15 protein-coding genes are annotated in these 15,987 nt (G+C 72.6%); 9 read left to right on the top strand and 6 right to left on the bottom strand.

Annotation, left to right across the window (positions count from 1 at the left end; translation table 11 throughout):
- The first annotated feature begins 2 nt into the window (after positions 1 to 2).
- The 4 genes from ACZ6S5_RS11795 to ACZ6S5_RS11780 are packed head-to-tail and all read left to right on the top strand — an operon-like array spanning position 3 to position 4,183.
- On the top strand, positions 3 to 1,010 hold the full coding sequence (locus ACZ6S5_RS11795) for an ABC transporter permease (RefSeq protein ID WP_465999963.1): 1,008 nt from the start codon (positions 3 to 5) through the stop codon (positions 1,008 to 1,010).
- Positions 1,007 to 2,047, top strand: a complete 1,041-nt coding sequence (locus tag ACZ6S5_RS11790) for an ABC transporter permease (protein ID WP_465999962.1) — start codon at positions 1,007 to 1,009, stop codon at positions 2,045 to 2,047. The genes ACZ6S5_RS11795 and ACZ6S5_RS11790 overlap by 4 nt, the downstream gene beginning before the upstream one ends.
- Positions 2,048 to 2,099: 52 nt before the next feature.
- Positions 2,100 to 3,086, top strand: a complete 987-nt coding sequence (locus ACZ6S5_RS11785; RefSeq protein ID WP_465999961.1) for an ABC transporter ATP-binding protein — start codon at positions 2,100 to 2,102, stop codon at positions 3,084 to 3,086.
- Positions 3,083 to 4,183 (top strand): ABC transporter ATP-binding protein, encoded by a 1,101-nt coding sequence (locus ACZ6S5_RS11780; protein WP_465999960.1) that lies wholly within the window; start codon positions 3,083 to 3,085, stop codon positions 4,181 to 4,183. Before ACZ6S5_RS11785 ends, ACZ6S5_RS11780 begins: the two co-directional genes overlap by 4 nt.
- Before the next feature lie 51 nt (positions 4,184 to 4,234).
- Here the strand turns inward: ACZ6S5_RS11780 and ACZ6S5_RS11775 are convergent, their stop codons facing one another.
- Entirely contained in the window at positions 4,235 to 4,711 is a 477-nt protein-coding gene (locus ACZ6S5_RS11775; RefSeq protein WP_465999959.1) for a hypothetical protein, read from the bottom strand.
- Positions 4,693 to 5,352, bottom strand: coding sequence for an HNH endonuclease family protein (locus ACZ6S5_RS11770; RefSeq protein WP_465999958.1), 660 nt, complete (start codon positions 5,350 to 5,352; stop codon positions 4,693 to 4,695). The genes ACZ6S5_RS11775 and ACZ6S5_RS11770 overlap by 19 nt, the downstream gene beginning before the upstream one ends.
- A 108-nt stretch (positions 5,353 to 5,460) precedes the next feature.
- On the opposite strand from ACZ6S5_RS11770, the gene ACZ6S5_RS11765 reads away from it, so the two are divergent.
- Positions 5,461 to 6,948, top strand: coding sequence for an MFS transporter (locus tag ACZ6S5_RS11765; protein WP_465999957.1), 1,488 nt, complete (start codon positions 5,461 to 5,463; stop codon positions 6,946 to 6,948).
- 55 nt (positions 6,949 to 7,003) lie between these two features.
- The gene (locus ACZ6S5_RS11760) at positions 7,004 to 7,204 is read left to right on the top strand and encodes a DUF1737 domain-containing protein (RefSeq protein ID WP_465999956.1); all 201 of its coding nucleotides are present in this window, start codon (positions 7,004 to 7,006) and stop codon (positions 7,202 to 7,204) included.
- 94 nt (positions 7,205 to 7,298) lie between these two features.
- Here the strand turns inward: ACZ6S5_RS11760 and leuA are convergent, their stop codons facing one another.
- Together leuA and ACZ6S5_RS11750 are read right to left on the bottom strand one after the other, a co-directional pair.
- The gene (gene leuA / locus ACZ6S5_RS11755; RefSeq protein ID WP_465999955.1) at positions 7,299 to 9,050 is read right to left on the bottom strand and encodes a 2-isopropylmalate synthase; all 1,752 of its coding nucleotides are present in this window, start codon (positions 9,048 to 9,050) and stop codon (positions 7,299 to 7,301) included.
- A gap of 235 nt (positions 9,051 to 9,285) precedes the next feature.
- Complete coding sequence (locus ACZ6S5_RS11750; RefSeq protein ID WP_465999954.1) at positions 9,286 to 10,560, bottom strand: MFS transporter; 1,275 nt, start codon at positions 10,558 to 10,560, stop codon at positions 9,286 to 9,288.
- Positions 10,561 to 10,638: 78 nt separating this feature from the next.
- Here ACZ6S5_RS11750 and ACZ6S5_RS11745 point away from each other — a divergent pair, with 78 nt between their 5' ends.
- On the top strand, positions 10,639 to 11,625 hold the full coding sequence (locus tag ACZ6S5_RS11745) for an ArsR/SmtB family transcription factor (protein WP_465999953.1): 987 nt from the start codon (positions 10,639 to 10,641) through the stop codon (positions 11,623 to 11,625).
- A 199-nt stretch (positions 11,626 to 11,824) separates the two neighbouring features.
- On the opposite strand, the gene ACZ6S5_RS11740 is transcribed toward ACZ6S5_RS11745, so the two are convergent.
- Complete coding sequence (locus tag ACZ6S5_RS11740; RefSeq protein ID WP_465999952.1) at positions 11,825 to 12,382, bottom strand: nitroreductase family protein; 558 nt, start codon at positions 12,380 to 12,382, stop codon at positions 11,825 to 11,827.
- Between the two features lie 85 nt (positions 12,383 to 12,467).
- A complete protein-coding gene (locus ACZ6S5_RS11735; protein ID WP_465999951.1) occupies positions 12,468 to 13,250 on the bottom strand; it encodes a hypothetical protein in 783 nt (260 codons plus the stop codon).
- Between the two features lie 249 nt (positions 13,251 to 13,499).
- Here ACZ6S5_RS11735 and ACZ6S5_RS11730 point away from each other — a divergent pair, with 249 nt between their 5' ends.
- Positions 13,500 to 14,765, top strand: a complete 1,266-nt coding sequence (locus ACZ6S5_RS11730; RefSeq protein ID WP_465999950.1) for an aspartate kinase — start codon at positions 13,500 to 13,502, stop codon at positions 14,763 to 14,765.
- A gap of 4 nt (positions 14,766 to 14,769) precedes the next feature.
- Positions 14,770 to 15,831 (top strand): aspartate-semialdehyde dehydrogenase, encoded by a 1,062-nt coding sequence (locus tag ACZ6S5_RS11725; protein WP_465999949.1) that lies wholly within the window; start codon positions 14,770 to 14,772, stop codon positions 15,829 to 15,831.
- Positions 15,832 to 15,987 lie beyond the last annotated feature (156 nt).

Genomic DNA, 15,987 nt, shown 5'->3' with positions numbered 1-15,987 from the left:
AGATGTTGCGAGTGATAGTCCGCCGCCTGCTGCAGCTGGTGGTGACCCTGATAGCGCTGTCCGCGCTCATCTTCGTCTGGCTGCGAAACCTGCCCGGCGGCCCGATCGAGGCGCTGCTCGGTGAGCGGGCCACCCCGGCGAGCCGTGCCCTACTGATCAAGGCGCTCGGCTACGACCAGCCGATCCTGGTGCAGTACGCCAAGTTCATGCAGCGGGTCCTGAGCGGCGACTTCGGCAACTCCATCCGGACCGGCGACTCGGTCACCGAGGTGATCGGCCGGGCCTTCCCGGCCACCATCGAGCTGGCCGCGGCCGCCATGATCATCGCGGTCGGGCTCGGTGTGCCGCTCGGCTACCTCGCCGCCCGGCACCGGGGCCGGCTGCTGGACAACCTGAGCATCGCCGGCACCCTGCTCGGCATCTCGATCCCGATCTTCTTCCTGGGCTACCTGCTCAAGGACGTCTTCACCCAGAACATCCACTGGTTCCCGCCCTCCGGGCGGATCAGCACCGGGGTGGACAACACCGAGGTGACCGGTTTCTTCGTCCTCGACGGACTGCTCACCCGGGAGTTCGACGCCACCGCGGACGCGCTCTGGCACCTGATCCTGCCGGCGTTCACCCTGGCCACCATCCCCCTCGCCGTGATCGTGCGGATCACCCGGGCCAGCGTGCTGGACGTGCTCAACGAGGACTACGTCCGCACCGCCGAGGCGAAGGGTCTGCGGCACAAGACCATCCGGGGCCGGCACGTCCTGCGCAACGGCCTGCTGCCGGTGGTCACCACCATCGGCCTGCAGACCGGCGCGCTGCTCTCCGGCGCGGTGCTCACGGAGAAGGTCTACAACTGGGGCGGCCTGGGCACGTTGATCACCGACTCGATCAGCGGTGGCCGGGACTACCCGGTGCTGCAGGCGCTGATCCTGCTGGCAGCGCTGGTCTTCGTGGTGGTCAACCTCCTGGTCGACCTCTCCTACGCCTTCATCGACCCGAGGGTGCGTGTGCGATGAGTGATCCCATCACCCGCCCCGGCGTGGGTGCCCAGCGCGACAGCGTCGACCCGGCCACCGTCGAGGAGAAGCCCGAGGGTGTGACCCCGAGCGCCATCAGCCGGCTCGGCGATCGCAAGAAGGCCCGGCTGGACGCCCTGGCCCAGGCCAGTGCCGACAAGGGCGGCGTCAGCCTGCTGCGGGACGCGTTCCGCCGGCTGCGGCGCAACCCGGTGGCCATCTTCGGTGCGGTCATCGTCGGCCTCTTCGTCCTGGTGGCGATCTTCGCGCCGCTGCTCGCGCCGCACGACCCCGCGCAGCGCTTCGACGAGCTGACCAAGAACCTCACCGTGGACAGCATCCCCGGCGCCAGCAGCGAGTTTCCGCTCGGCTCCGACCCGCTCGGCCGGGACTTCCTGTCCCGGATGATCTACGGCAGCCGGCAGACGCTCTTCGTCGGCGTGGTCGCCACCCTGATCGGCCTGGGCTTCGGCGTGCTGATCGGCGCGCTGTCCGGCGCCTTCGGCGGCTGGGTCGACAACATCCTGATGCGCCTCACCGACGTGATGCTGGCCCTGCCGGCCCTGCTGCTGGCGATCAGCCTGGTGGCGATGGCCAGCCGGTCGAGCCAGTGGACGGTCATTTTCGCGGTGGCCGTCGTCAACGTGCCGATCTTCGCCCGGCTGCTACGCGGCTCGATGCTGGCGCAACGGGAGAGCGACCACGTGCTGGCCGCGCGGGCGCTCGGTGTGAAGCAGCGCAGCATCGTGCTGCGGCACATGCTGCCCAACGCGATGACCGCGGTGATCGTGCAGGCCACGCTGACTCTCTCCACCGCGATCCTGGAGGCCGCGTCGCTCTCCTTCCTCGGCCTCGGTGACCCGGACATCAACCGGGCCGAGTGGGGCCTGATGCTCGGTGTGGACGGCCAGCGCTACTTCGAGGTCCGGCCGGAACTGGCCTACTACCCGGCCATCGCGATCATCGTGGTCGCGCTCGGCTTCACCCTGCTGGGTGAGGGCATGCGCGAGGCGATCGACCCGAAGAACCGGCGGTGACGGCGATGCGGACCAGCACGGCCGGCACGTGCCGGCGAGAGGAAGTGACCCGATGAGCCTGCTCGACGTACGCGACCTGAGCGTGGTGTTCCAGCGCCGCGGTGAGCAGCCGTTCACCGCGGTCGACAAGGTCAGCTTCAGCGTGGAGCCGGGACAGACCGTCGGCCTGGTCGGCGAGTCCGGCTGCGGCAAGAGCGTGACCAGCCTGGCGATCATGGGCCTGCTGCCCCGGCGGGGCAACAAGGTCACCGGCCAGGTGATGTTCGACGGCGCCGACCTGCTCCAGCTGCGCCCCGACGACATGCGGGACCGGCGCGGCCGGGACATCGGCATGATCTTCCAGGACCCGCTCTCGTCGCTGAACCCGGTCGTCCCGATCGGCGTCCAGGTGGCCGAGGTGCTGGAGCGGCACCGGGGCATGGACCGCAAGGCGGCGCTGAAGGAGGCCCGGGAACTGCTCGACGCGGTCGGCATCCCGGACCCGAACCGGCGGCTGAAGGAGTACCCGCACCAGATCTCCGGCGGCATGCGGCAGCGCGCCCTGATCGCCATCGCGTTGGCCTGCAAGCCGCGGCTGCTGATCGCGGACGAGCCGACCACCGCGCTGGACGTGACCATCCAGGCGCAGATCCTCACCCTGCTCAAGCAGCTCGTCGACGAGACCGGCACCGCGCTCATCATGATCACGCACGACCTAGGCGTGGTGGCCGGCCTCTGCGACACGGTCAACGTGCTCTACGGCGGCAAGGTCGTCGAGCGGGCCGCCCGGCACGAGCTGTTCGCCCGGCCCCGGCACCCGTACACCCACGGGCTGCTCAATTCGGTGCCGCGACTGGACTCGCCGCGCGGTGAGCGGCTGCACGCCATCCGCGGCTCGGTGGCCGACAACATCCCGTGGGTCGAGGGGTGCGCCTTCGCGCCCCGCTGCGACAACGTGGTGGACGCCTGCCTGGAGGGCACGCCTCCGCTCGAACCCACCGCGACCGGCGGCGACCTGCGCTGCAACAACCCTGTAACCGAGGAGGTGGCGGTCCCGTGACCGAGGAGCGGACCGGACCACTGGTCGAACTGCGCGACGTCAAGGTTCACTTTCCGATCAAGAGCGGCGTGCTCATCGACCGCACGGTCGGTTACGTCTACGCCGTCGACGGCGTCTCCCTGTCGATCAACAAGGGCGAGACGTACGGGCTGGTGGGCGAGTCGGGCTGCGGCAAGTCCACCCTCGGGCGGGGCCTGCTGCGGCTGGTCGAGCCGACCGACGGTGAGATCGTCTTCGACGGCACCGACGTCCGCTCGCTCAAGGGCGAGGCGATGCGCAAGACCCGCCGTCGGATGCAGATGATCTTCCAGGACCCGCTGTCCAGCCTCGACCCCCGGCAGTCGGTGGAGTCGCTGCTGGTCGAGGGACTCAAGGCGCACGGCCTGGCCAGGGACAAGGCGGCCACCGCCAAGAAGCTCCGGGACACCCTGGCCGCGGTCGGCCTGCCCGCCTCGGCGCTGAGCAAGTACCCGCACGAGTTCTCCGGCGGCCAGCGGCAGCGCATCGGCATCGCCCGGGCGCTGGTGCTCGACCCGGACCTCATCGTCGCCGACGAGCCGGTCTCCGCGCTGGACGTGTCCATCCAGGCCCAGGTGCTCAACCTGATGGAAGACATCCAGAACGAGCTCGGCCTGACATACCTGATCATCGCGCACGACCTGGCGGTGGTCCGGCACATCGCAGACACGGTCGGCGTGATGTACCTGGGCGGCCTGGTGGAGGAGGCGTCCAGCGACGACCTCTACCGGGAACCGATGCACCCGTACACGAAGGCGCTGATGTCGGCGGTGCCGGTGCCCGACCCGCAGGTGGAGGACCGCCGCGAGCGGATCCTGCTCGCCGGCGACCTGCCCTCGCCGACGAACCCGCCGGCCGGCTGCCGGTTCCACACCCGCTGCCCGTGGGCCCAGCCGAAGCGCTGCGCCGACGAGCGGCCGGCGCTGCGCGAGGTGCTGGAGGGCCATCGGGTGGCCTGCCACTACGCCGAGGACATCGCGGCCGGCCGGATCCGGCCGCACGAGGTGGAGCCGGAGCTGGTCCGGCCGGACGACGGCGCGGCGCCGGGCGACACCGGTGAGCTGATCCCGACCCCGTGAGCACGGCACGAGGCCCCCTTCCCCGGCCGGGGAAGGGGGCCTCGTCGCGTCTCAGCCCTCGGGGCGGTTGAGCAGGGCGACGGCGACCGTGTGCACGGCGTCCAACCCGGACGGATCGGCCAGCGCCGCCCGGCCGCCGGTCACCGCGTACCACTCGTCGGCGTCCTTGTACTGCACCCGCAGGGTGACCTGGCCGTCGGCCCACTCGGTGCGCAGGGTCAGCTCACCGGTCACCACGCCGACCTCGTCGGTCATCACCCCACCGGGGCCGGCCGTGATGTCGGCCGTGCGTTGCGGCGGCCCGGCGGGCGCGCCGCCGGCCGGCGCCGCCGGGACGGCGTCGGCGGACATACCCGCCCCGGACACGTCGGCGGGGGCCGGCGGCGCCCCGTCGGCCGTCATCCCGGCCGAGGTCGGACCGGCCGCCGTCCCGCCACCGGTGGCCGCCGCCGCGTTCCCGCCCGCGGCGTCCGCTGTGTGCTCCGGCGCCGGCGTCGCGCCGGCTCCGGTCACGGCTTGCTCGCCCATGTGCAGCCCTCCAACATGTCGGTCAGGGCGGCCTTCTCGGCACTGGTCACCGTCAACCGCCAGTAGTGCTTGACCGTCACCCAGTCCGCCGCGTACTGGCACCAGTACGACTTGTTCGCCGGCTTCCACTGGGACGGATCCTGGTCACCCTTTGCCCGGTTGGAACGGAGGGAAACCGCCACCAGCTGCGGCCGGGTCAGATCGTTGGCGAAATCGCCGCGCTTCGAGTCGTCCCACTCGTCGGCGCCGGAGCGCCAGGCGTTGGCCAGCGGCACCACGTGGTCGATGTCCACGTCGGCGGGATCGGTCAACACCAGCCCGTCGTACGGGCTGTCCCAGCGGCCGTCCACCACGTTGCAGCCGGAGAGCTTGATGCTCTCCCCGTCGCGCTGCAGCACGCTGTCCCGTACGTCGCAGTTCTTGCCGGTGTCCCGCCAGTGCGGGAAGCGGGTCCGGCTGTAGCCCTTCATCGACCCGGCGACCGCGACGGTCAGCTCACCGAGCTGCTGGTTGACGTTCCCGGCCGCGCTCGGCGACGGGTCCGGCTCGTCGACCGCCGGCACGCAACCGGCCGCGCCAAGGGCGAGCGCCGCGGTGAGCACGGCCGCCGACGCGGCGCGGGCTGCTGATCTCGTACGCACAGACGACACCTTCTTAGCTTGCGGGCTCCCGGCGAGTCCGCACAGTACCCGGCGGCGGTTTCTGTGATTCGTGGCGTCGGGAGTGGAGCCCGGGCAGAGTGGTTTCCCATGACCGCACCCGCACCCGCGCTTCGCACCGGCACCGCCGCCGGCCGCGGCACCCTGCTCGCCGCGATCCTCGCCTCCGGCATGGTCTTCCTGGACAGCACGGTGGTCAACGTGGCACTGCCCCGGCTCGGCAAGGAACTCGGTGCGAACGTGGCCGATCTCCAGTGGACCGTGAACGGCTACCTGCTCATGCTGGCCGCGTTCGTGCTGCTCGGGGGCGCGCTCGGCGACCGGTTCGGCCGGCGCCGGGTCTTCCTGCTCGGGGTGGCCTGGTTCGCGGGCGCGTCCCTGCTCTGCGGGCTGTCCCAGGGGACCTCGTGGCTGATCGCGGCCCGCTTCCTGCAGGGCGCCGGCGGGGCGCTGCTCACCCCGGGTTCGCTCTCCGTGCTCCAGGCCAGCTTCCATCCCGACGATCGGGGGAAGGCGATCGGCGCCTGGTCCGGGCTCTCCGGGGTCTCCACCGCGCTCGGCCCGCTGCTCGGCGGCTGGCTGATCGACACGCTCTCCTGGCGGTGGATCTTCTTCATCAACCTGCCGCTGGCCGTCGCCGTGGTGCTCGCCGCGCTGCGCTGGGTCCCGGAGAGCCGGGACGTCGCGGCCTCGCGTACCGGGGCGGGCCGGCGGTTCGACGTCGCCGGGGCGTTGCTCGGCGCGCTGGGGCTGGGCGGGGTCACGTACGCCCTGATCGACGCCCCGGCGCGCGGCGTCCGCTCCCCGGCGGTGCTGGCGGCGGTGCTGGTCGGAGTGCTCGCCGTGGTCGTCTTCGTGCTGGTCGAGCGGCGGCGTGGGGACGCGGCGATGCTGCCCACCGGGCTCTTCGGCAGCCGGCTCTTCTCGGTGCTGAACGTCTTCACCGTGGTGGTGTACGCGGCGCTCGGCGGGTTCACCTTCTTCCTCGCCGTCTACCTGCAGAACGTGGTGGGCTGGTCGGCGCTGCTCACCGGCCTGGCCACCGTGCCGATGACGGTGCTGCTGCTGGTCGGCTCGGCCCGCGCCGGGGCGCTCTCGGCCCGGATCGGTCCCCGGCTGCCGCTCACCGTCGGCCCGGTGCTCGCCGCGCTCGGCCTGCTGCTGCTGCGCCGGGTCGGGCCGGGCGCCTCGTACTGGGCCGACGTGCTGCCCGGGGTGGCCCTGTTCGGGATGGGCCTGACCCTGGTGGTGGCGCCGTTGACCGCCTCGGTGCTGGCCGCGGTGGCCGACCGGTTCGCCGGGGTGGCCAGCGGGTTCAACAACGCCGCCTCCCGGGCCGGCGGCCTGCTGGCGGTGGCCGCGCTGCCGTTGCTGGTCGGCCTGTCCGGCACCGGATACGAGCAGAAGGCCGCGCTGACCGGCGCGTTCCGTGGCGCGATGCTCTGGTGCGCCGGGCTGCTGCTGGCCGGGGCCGCGATGGCCGGGCTGCTGATCCACCGCCCGGAGCGGAAGGCGCCCGGGGCCCAGCCCTGCCCGTCCCTGCCCGCGTCCACGCCGCCGGACAAGCGCCCCTCTTGACAAGCGTCGGAGCGCGCGGAGCGGGGTGACCGGGGGAGGTTGCTACGGTCACCGGATGAGCGACCACGACGACCGGCTGCGGTACCGCCTGCTCACCGGGCCCGACGACGCCGAGTTCTGCCGCCGGGTGAGCGAGGCGCTGGCCGAGGGCTACCGACTGCACGGCTCGCCCGCGATGACGTTCGACGGTCAGCGGGTGATCGTCGCCCAGGCGGTCGTCCTGGACGGCGGAACGCCGAGGGTCGTGCCCGCCTGACATCGGCTCGGGGCCCCGCCGGCCTGCCAGGTCCGGCGTCGAAAAGGGTCCCCTGCCGTGCACGGGGCGTTGACAGGGGACCCTTCCTCGCGACTCAGCCGTGGGCGCGGTTGACCGCGCTGGTCACCGCCTTCACCGAGGCGGTGACGATGTTGGCGTCCATCCCGACGCCCCAGACGGTGCGGCCGTCCACCTCGCACTCCACGTACGCGGCGGCCTGCGCGTCCCCGCCGGAGGAGAGCGCGTGCTCGTGGTAGTCGAGCACCCGTACCGCCACGCCCAGGGACTGCAGCGCGCTGACGTACGCGTCGATCGGGCCGTTGCCGACCGCGGTGAGCGGGCGGACCTCACCCTCGAAGCCCACCCGGGCCTCGATCTCGACCTTGCCGTCGGCGGTGCCGATCGCGTAACCGGCCAGGGTGACCGTCGGGTCGACCTGGTGATCGACCAGGTAGTTGCGGGCGAAGATCTCCCACATGGTGCCCGGCTCGACCTCGCCACCGTCGTGGTCGGTGACCTGCTGGACCACGCCGGAGAACTCGATCTGGAGGCGGCGCGGCAGGTCGAGCTGGTGCTCGGACTTCATGATGTACGCGACGCCGCCCTTGCCGGACTGCGAGTTGACCCGGATGACCGCCTCGTAGGTGCGGCCCAGGTCCTTCGGGTCGATCGGCAGGTAGGGCACCGCCCAGGTGAACTCGTCGACCGGCACCCCGGCCGCCGCCGCGTCGGCGTGCAGGGCGTCGAAGCCCTTCTTGATCGCGTCCTGGTGCGAGCCGGAGAACGCGGTGTAGACCAGGTCGCCCGCGTACGGGTGCCGCTCGTGCACCGGCAGCTGGTTGCAGTATTCGACGGCCCGCCTGATCTCGTCGATGTTCGAGAAGTCGATCATCGGGTCGATGCCCTGGGAGAACAGGTTCAGCCCCAGGGTGACCAGGTCGACGTTGCCGGTGCGCTCGCCGTTGCCGAACAGGCAGCCCTCGATGCGGTCGGCGCCGGCCAGCAGGCCCAGCTCGGCGGCGGCCACCCCGGTGCCCCGGTCGTTGTGCGGGTGCAGGCTCAGCACCAGGCTGTCCCGCCGCGGCAGGCGCCGGTGCATCCACTCGATCGAGTCGGCGTACACGTTCGGCATGGCCATCTCGACGGTGGCCGGCAGGTTGACGATCAGCTTGCGGTCCGGGGTCGGGTCGACCACCTCGATGACCTTGGCGCAGACCTCCAGCGCGTACTCCAGCTCGGTGCCGGTGTACGACTCCGGCGAGTACTCGTAGTGGATGTCGGTGTCCGGGGTGTGGATCTCCGCGTACTTCTGGCAGAGCCGGGCGCCCTGGGTGGCGATGTCGGTGATGCCGTCCCGGCCCAGGCCGAAGACCACCCGGCGCTGGAGCGTCGAGGTGGAGTTGTAGAAGTGCACGATGGCCCGGCGGGCGCCGCGCAGCGACTCGAAGGTCCGGTCGATCAGGTGCTCCCGGCACTGGGTCAGCACCTGAATGGTGACGTCCTCCGGGATCAGGTCCTGCTCGATCAGCTGCCGCACGAAGTCGTAGTCGGTCTGGCTGGCCGACGGGAAGCCGACCTCGATCTCCTTGTAGCCCATCTGTACGAGCAGCTGGAACATCCGGCGCTTGCGCTCCGGGGACATCGGGTCGATCAGCGCCTGGTTGCCGTCGCGGAGGTCCACCGCGCACCAGCGCGGCGCGGCCTCGACCCGGCGGGTCGGCCAGGCACGGTTCGGCAGGTCGACCCGGAACTGCTGGTCGTACGGCAGGTAACGGTGGAACGGCATCCGGCTGGGGCGCTGCCGGGCGATCGGATCGGTCTCAGCGTCGGTGACAGGTTGAGCCATCTCGGAATGCTCCCTGGAACATGTGGCGTCAGCAGATCGGAAGGTGTCGGCGCAGATGCCCGGCGACGATGCCGGGTGCCGAGAGGAAGTTCGGATGTGCTGGACGGCGCGGTTCAACTCCGCGACGAGGTGCCGGCCGGTCAGGCCTCGTCGCGGCAGCCAAGGAGAAGGTACGCCCGCCACATGACAGGGTCACCCTACGTGGTGGGACTGGTGGTGGGAAGGCGGGTCCGGACTATGGGACTGGCGTCACCCTCTCGGGTTCCGGGCTCGCCGCGCCCAGCCGGGGCGTCCGCTCCGCCCACGCCACCGCCGGCACCACGGCCAGCCCGATCAGCACGAACAGGGCCGCCATCGGGAACCAGCCCCAGCCGCCGGTGGTGACGCCGAGCGCGGTCAGCCCGAGCGGGCCGGCCAGGAACTGGAGCTGGCTGCCCAGCCGGAACGCCCCCACGTACGCGCCGCGCTGGGCGGCCGGCGGCAGGGTGGCCGTCAGCCCCCACGCACCGCCCGACTCGACCAGTTCGGCCACGGTGAGCATCGTCGCGGCGGCCACCAGCACCACCACGGTGAGGGTGCCGTGGGTGACCCCGGAGATCGGCAGGACCAGGCAGAACAGGGTGATCAGCAGGGCACCCCGGCGGGACGCCCGGGCGGCGCCGGGAGCGGTGTCGGCGCCCCGGCTGGCGCGTACCTGGAGCAGCACGACGAGGATCGTGTTCAGCAGCACCAGCGCGGCGATCACGGTCTTCGGGGCGTCGGTGTGGGTGAGCACCCAGAGCGGCATGACCGTTAGGTAGAGCGTCTGGTGCGCGGTGAGCAGCCCGGAGAGCAGCGCCACGGCCATGAACGGGCGGTCACGCAGCACCGCCAGCCGGCTCATCGGCTCGGTCGGTCGGGCCACCTCCGGCAGCCGGGGCAGCCGGCGCACGAAGACCGCCGTCACCAGGAACACGCCCGCGATGAACCAGACCATCCCCCGGTACGCGGTGATCGTGTCCACCGCCAGCACCACGCCGCTGATCAGCGCGCCCAACCCGAACCCGACGTTCAGCAGCGAGCGCTGGTACGCCATCGCGGTGACCCGCTCCTCCGGCCGCAGCGCGTTGATCGAGTAGACCTGCCGGGCCGTGCCGCTGGCCGCGTCGACCAGGGCCAGCGCGACCACCACGGCGAGAAAGCCGGGGAACCCGCCCACCAGGGGATACGCGGCGAAGAGCGCCGCCTGGAGCAGCTGCCCGACCACCCACACCCGCTGTGCCCCGAACCGGTCGGTGAGCCCGCCGAGCGGGACGGTGCCGAGCAGGGACACCCCGGCGGCCAGCGAGAGGCCGAAGCCCACCTGGGCCGGGCTGAGCCCCAGCGCCCGGGTGAAGAAGACCGCGCTGCCGGCCTGGAAGAGGCCGTGGCCGACGGCGTACACCATGGCCTGCACGGCCAGGGCGCGGGTCAGCCCGGCCGGCGGTACGACGTGCCGTACGGCGGTGCGGATGGTGTCTCTGGCCCCCATGACCGGTGAGCAAACCGTGCCCCCCACGCTCGGGTCGAGCCTTTTAGGCTGGGCCGAATCCTGCGTCCGGGGGTGCGCGTGTCCGAGTTGCGGTTCAGCCTGGCCGACGTTGCGGGACTGCGGTTCGCCGTCTCGCCGGCCAACGAGACGGTCATGAGCATGTGGGCGCTGGCCGATCCGGTCCGCTACTCGGTGCACCTGCCCTGGATCGACCGGGCCCGGGTGACCCTGCGCCGCCCGGAGGTGGCCGACCGGGTCCGGCCGCTGGTGGAGCTGACCCGGCCGCGCCGCTGGCTGCCCGACTTCCTCACCCCGGCGGCCCGGCCGGACGTGGAGATGGCCGAGCAGCTCGACCAGATCGCGGCGACGCCGCCCGGCGTGGTGGTCCAGGATCTGTTGGCGACCATCCCGAGCCGGCCGCTGAGTCCGTTCGGGCGGGCGCTGCTCGCCGATCCCCGCGGGCTGCTGCCGCAGCTCGTCGACGCGGTGCGGGTCTGGTACGACGAGGCGATCGCCCCGGACTGGCCGCGGATGCGGGCGCTGCTCGACGCCGATGTGGCCTACCGCGCCGCCCAGCTGGCCGAGGGCGGCGCCGGCCGGCTCTTCGAGCAGCTCCATCCCAGCCTGCGCTGGCTCGGCGACCGGGTGGTCAGCGACGACCCGTTCGAGCGGGACTTCGACCTCGGCGGTCGGGGGCTGGCGCTGAACCCGGGGGTGTTCACCGATCGGCGGGTGCTGTGGAACCTGCTGGAGGACTCGTTGCCGGCCGGGGCGTACCCGGTTCGTGCGGTCGGGACGCTCTGGGAGCGGGCCCCCGCCCCGCCCGGGGACCCGCTGGCGCGGGTGGTGGGCGCCGGCCGGGCCGCGTTGCTGCACCTGCTCGACACGGCGGTGACCACCACCGACCTGGCCCGACTCACCGGAATGTCCGCCGGGAACGTCTCGCAGCACCTGTCCGCCCTGCACGCCGCCGGGCTGGTCGACCGGTCCCGGGAGGGCCGGCACGTGCGCTACCGCAACACCGAGGTGGCCGCATCCCTCCTCCGCGCCGCCCGCGGCACCTGACCCGGCCCCCGCCCCCGTCGCCTCCCGTCCGCGGGCCGCCCTGGCTGCCGGCGGGTTGCGGCAAGACGGGGCGTCCCCGCTCCGGGAGCCACCGATCTGCCGCATCCCGAGTCGGTCAAGGCCCGCTGATCCCGTGCACGGCACCGGGTCGTCGGAGGAGCGGACCGGCCGGGTCCTCGGGTCCGGGCCGGCGGGGTGGTCAGGGGAGGAGGAGCGCCGTGAGGGGGTGGCGGCGGCGGAGGGCGGTCTCCCGGGTACGGAGGTCGGCGGGGAGAGCGAACGGGTCGCCGAGCCGGCCGACGGCGGCCACCACCAGGGGCCGGATCCCGGCCGCCAGGTCCAGTTCGGTGGCGAGGCCGGCCCGGTCGAACCGGGTGAGTTGGTGCACGTGCAGGCCGAGCGCGGTGGCCTGCACGGTCAGGTGAGCGATCGCCTGCCCCAGGTCGTACGCGGCCCGCTCGGCGTTCCCGCCGCCGGCCGAACTGGCGTGGGAGTCCGCAAACGACGCGCCGACCACCAGGGCGGAGGCGTGCCGGGCCCAGCACTGGTCGGGCTCCGGGAGGGTGACCAGGATCCGCTTCCACGTCTCGTCCTGCCGGTGCCCGAGGGCGAACCGCCACGGCTGCGCGTTCCCGGTCGAGGGCGCCCAGCGGGCGGCCTCCAACAGGGAGGCGGCCTCGTCCCCGGTGAGTTCCGCGTCCGGGTCGAAGGCCCGGGGACTCCAGCGGAAGGCGAGCAGCGGTGTCAGGTCGGCCATGAGGTTGAGGGTCCTTCATGGGTGTTTCGTCCCCTCCGCCGGGTTGGCCAGATGTGGTCAAGAGCACCCGTAACGGACAGGAGGGTCAGGGCGTTTCCGAGCTCGGGCTGTCGGCGGGTGTCGGCGCCTCGCGCCCCACCGGGTCGTCCTCGACGACCGGCCCGGCCAGCTGCACGGTGGCCGGCGCCGGCCCGGGCTCGCCGGCCAGCCGCAACGTGCCGAACGCGGCCCGGACCGCGGTCGGGGTGCCGTCCGGCCGGTAGCAGTAGATGCCGACCTCCAGCGGCGCGTTCAGCGAGGCCGAGGTCGACTCGACCGAGTAGCACTGGCCGGTCGCCCCGGTCGGCGGCTCGGCGGGCGAGACCGCCAGCGGCGCCCGGCGGTCGGTGAGCACCTCCAGCCAGTCGGTGAACGGGTGCTGCACCCGGAGATCCAGCTTCCGGGGCACGCTGTCGTCCTGGTCGCCGAGGCGTACGCAGCTCGGCGGCGCCGAGTGCCCCGCCGACGGGAGCGCGCACTGGTACAGCCCGTCGGGGGTCGCGGCGAGCGAGACGTCCACCGTGCCGCCCCGCCCCCAACCGGGCACGTCCACCCGCCAGGTGCCGTCGTTCGCGCTGGTCACCGTGACCGTCCGGTCCGGGCCGTCCGCCGTGGCGAAGGTGTACGCGGCGGTCAGGTGCCGGTCCTGGGCGGCGGCGGCCAGCGCGGCCAGCTCGTCGCGGGCGGCGTCCATCTCAGCCGGGGCCGGGTCGGCGGTGCTGGTCGGGGCCGGCGCCGGCGGGGCGGCGGTGCAGGCGGGGAGCAGCGCCGACAGGGCGATCGCCAGGGCGCCGGTCAGTCGCCGGCCCGCGCGAAGTTGAGCGTGCACCGGGACATTCTGCGGTGCGCGCCCGGGGTCGGGGAGCCCACCGTACGGCTGCCGTGCCGGCGTGTCGCGAACTCCGCGACCGGCGCGGCCGCCCCTGGTGAGCCGCCCCACGCCGGGCCGGATGGTGGGATCACCCGACCCGGCGCCGCGGCCCGCCGGATACCCTGGGGTGGTCTGACACGCGCCGCCGGACCGAAAGCCGGCGGCGTCGGCACGCTCAGGGTCGTCGCTGGGAGGGAGTGCGCCGTCGTGGCACTCGTGGTGCAGAAGTACGGCGGGTCCTCCGTCGCCAACGCCGAGCGGATCAAGCGGGTGGCCGAGCGCATCGTCGCCGCCCGCAAGGCCGGCGACGACGTGGTCGTGGTGGTCTCCGCGATGGGGGACACCACCGACGAGCTGCTCGACCTGGCCAACCAGGTCAGCCCGCTGCCGCCCGGCCGCGAGCTGGACATGCTGCTCACCGCCGGGGAGCGGATCTCCATGGCGCTGCTCGCCATGGCCATCCACAACCTGGGGTACGAGGCCCGCTCGTTCACCGGCTCGCAGGCCGGCGTGATCACCACCTCGGTGCACGGCAGGGCGCGGATCATCGACGTCACCCCGGGCCGCCTCAAGGGCGCGCTGGACGAGGGCGCGGTGGTCATCGTGGCCGGCTTCCAGGGCGTCTCGCAGGACACCAAGGACGTCACCACCCTCGGCCGGGGCGGGTCGGACACCACCGCCGTGGCGCTGGCCGCCGCGCTCGACGCGGACGTCTGCGAGATCTACACCGACGTGGACGGCGTCTTCAGCGCCGACCCGCGGATCGTGCCGAACGCCCGGCACATCAAGAACATCACCTATGAGGAGATGCTGGAGCTGGCCGCCTGCGGCGCCAAGGTGCTGCACCTGCGCAGCGTCGAGTACGCCCGGCGCGCGGGGTTGCCGATCCACGTCCGTTCGTCATACTCGACCAACACCGGCACGATGGTCACCGGATCGATGGAGGACCTTCCTGTGGAACAGGCACTGATCACCGGGGTCGCCCACGACCGCAGCGAAGCGAAGATCACGATCGTCGGGGTGCCCGACGAGCCGGGCGCCGCCGCGAAGATCTTCGAGACCGTCGCCGGTGCCGAGATCAACATCGACATGATCGTGCAGAACGTGTCGACCGAGGGCACCGGGCGCACCGACATCTCGTTCACGCTGCCCAAGACCGACGGCGCGACCGGCATGGCCGCGCTCAGCAAGATCCAGGAGTCGGTCAAGTTCAAGGGCCTGCTCTACGACGACCACGTCGGCAAGGTGTCCCTGATCGGTGCCGGCATGCGCTCGCACCCGGGCGTCGCGGCCGGCTTCTTCGCGGCCCTCGGCGCGGCCGGGGTCAACATCGAGATGATCTCCACGTCCGAGATCCGGGTCTCGGTGGTCTGCCGGGACACCGACCTGGACAAGGCGGTCCGCGCCATCCACGACGCCTTCGACCTGGGCGGCGACACCGAGGCCGTGGTCTACGCGGGCACCGGGCGGTAGCCGCATGTCGTCGCTGCCCACCCTTGCCGTGGTCGGGGCGACCGGTGCCGTCGGCACGGTGATGTGCCAGCTGCTCTCCTCCCGGCGCAACGTGTGGGGCGAGATCCGGCTGCTCGCCTCGGAGCGCTCGGCCGGGCGCCGCGTGCAGTGCCGGGGCGAGGAGTTGACCGTCCAGGCCCTCACCGCCGAGGCGTTCGACGGGGTGGACGTGGCGATGTTCGACGTGCCGGACGAGGTCTCCGTGGAGTGGGCGCCGGTCGCGGTGTCCCGGGGCGCGGTGGTGGTGGACAACTCCGGCGCCTACCGGATGGACCGGGACGTGCCGCTGGTCGTCCCCGAGATCAACCCGGAGCAGGTGCGTAACCGGCCCAAGGGGATCATCGCCAACGCCAACTGCACCACCCTGGCGATGATCGTGGCCATCGCCCCGCTGCACCGCGAGTACGGCCTCCGTGAGCTGGTGCTCGCGTCGTACCAGGCGGCGTCCGGGGCGGGGCAGGCCGGCGCGGACGCGCTGCACGTCCAGCTCGGCAAGGTCGCCGGGGACCGGGTGCTCGGCTCCCGCCCGGGCGACGTCCGGCAGGCGGTCGGCGACGAGCTGGGCCCGTTCCCGGCCCCGCTGGCGCTCAACGTGGTGCCCTGGGCCGGCTCGCTCGCCGACGGCGGCTGGTCGTCGGAGGAGCTGAAGATGCGCAACGAGTCGCGCAAGATCCTCGGACTGCCCGACCTGAAGGTGTCCGCCACCTGCGTACGGGTGCCGGTGGTGACCGGCCACTCGGTCGCGGTGCACGCGGTCTTCGCCACCGAGGTGGACGCCGAGGGCGCCCGCGAGGCGCTGCGCAACGCGCCCGGCGTGATCCTGGTCGACGACCCGGCGGCGGGCGAGTTCCCGATGCCCATCGACGCGGTGGGCACCGACCCCTCCTGGGTCGGCCGGATCCGCCGCGCCGTTGACGACCCCAGAGCCCTCGACCTCTTCGTGACGGGCGACAACCTCCGCAAGGGCGCCGCCCTCAACACCGCCCAGATCGCCGAGCTCCTCGCCAAGGAACTCACCCGCCCCTGACCCCGCCCACCCTCCCCCTCCCCCCTCCCCCCTCCCCCTCCCCGCCCTCCCTCCCCCCCGTCCCGCCCTTCCGCGGCGATCTTGCAGTTCCGGTGGCGATGAATGCCGCGAACTGGGGCGGATCGTCAACCCGAAGTGCAAGATCGCCGAGGCGGG

Source organism: Micromonospora sp. NPDC051924 (assembly GCF_055586005.1).
Note: the sequence above shows the minus strand (reverse complement) of the source record. Positions and strands in the feature narration are given on the sequence as shown.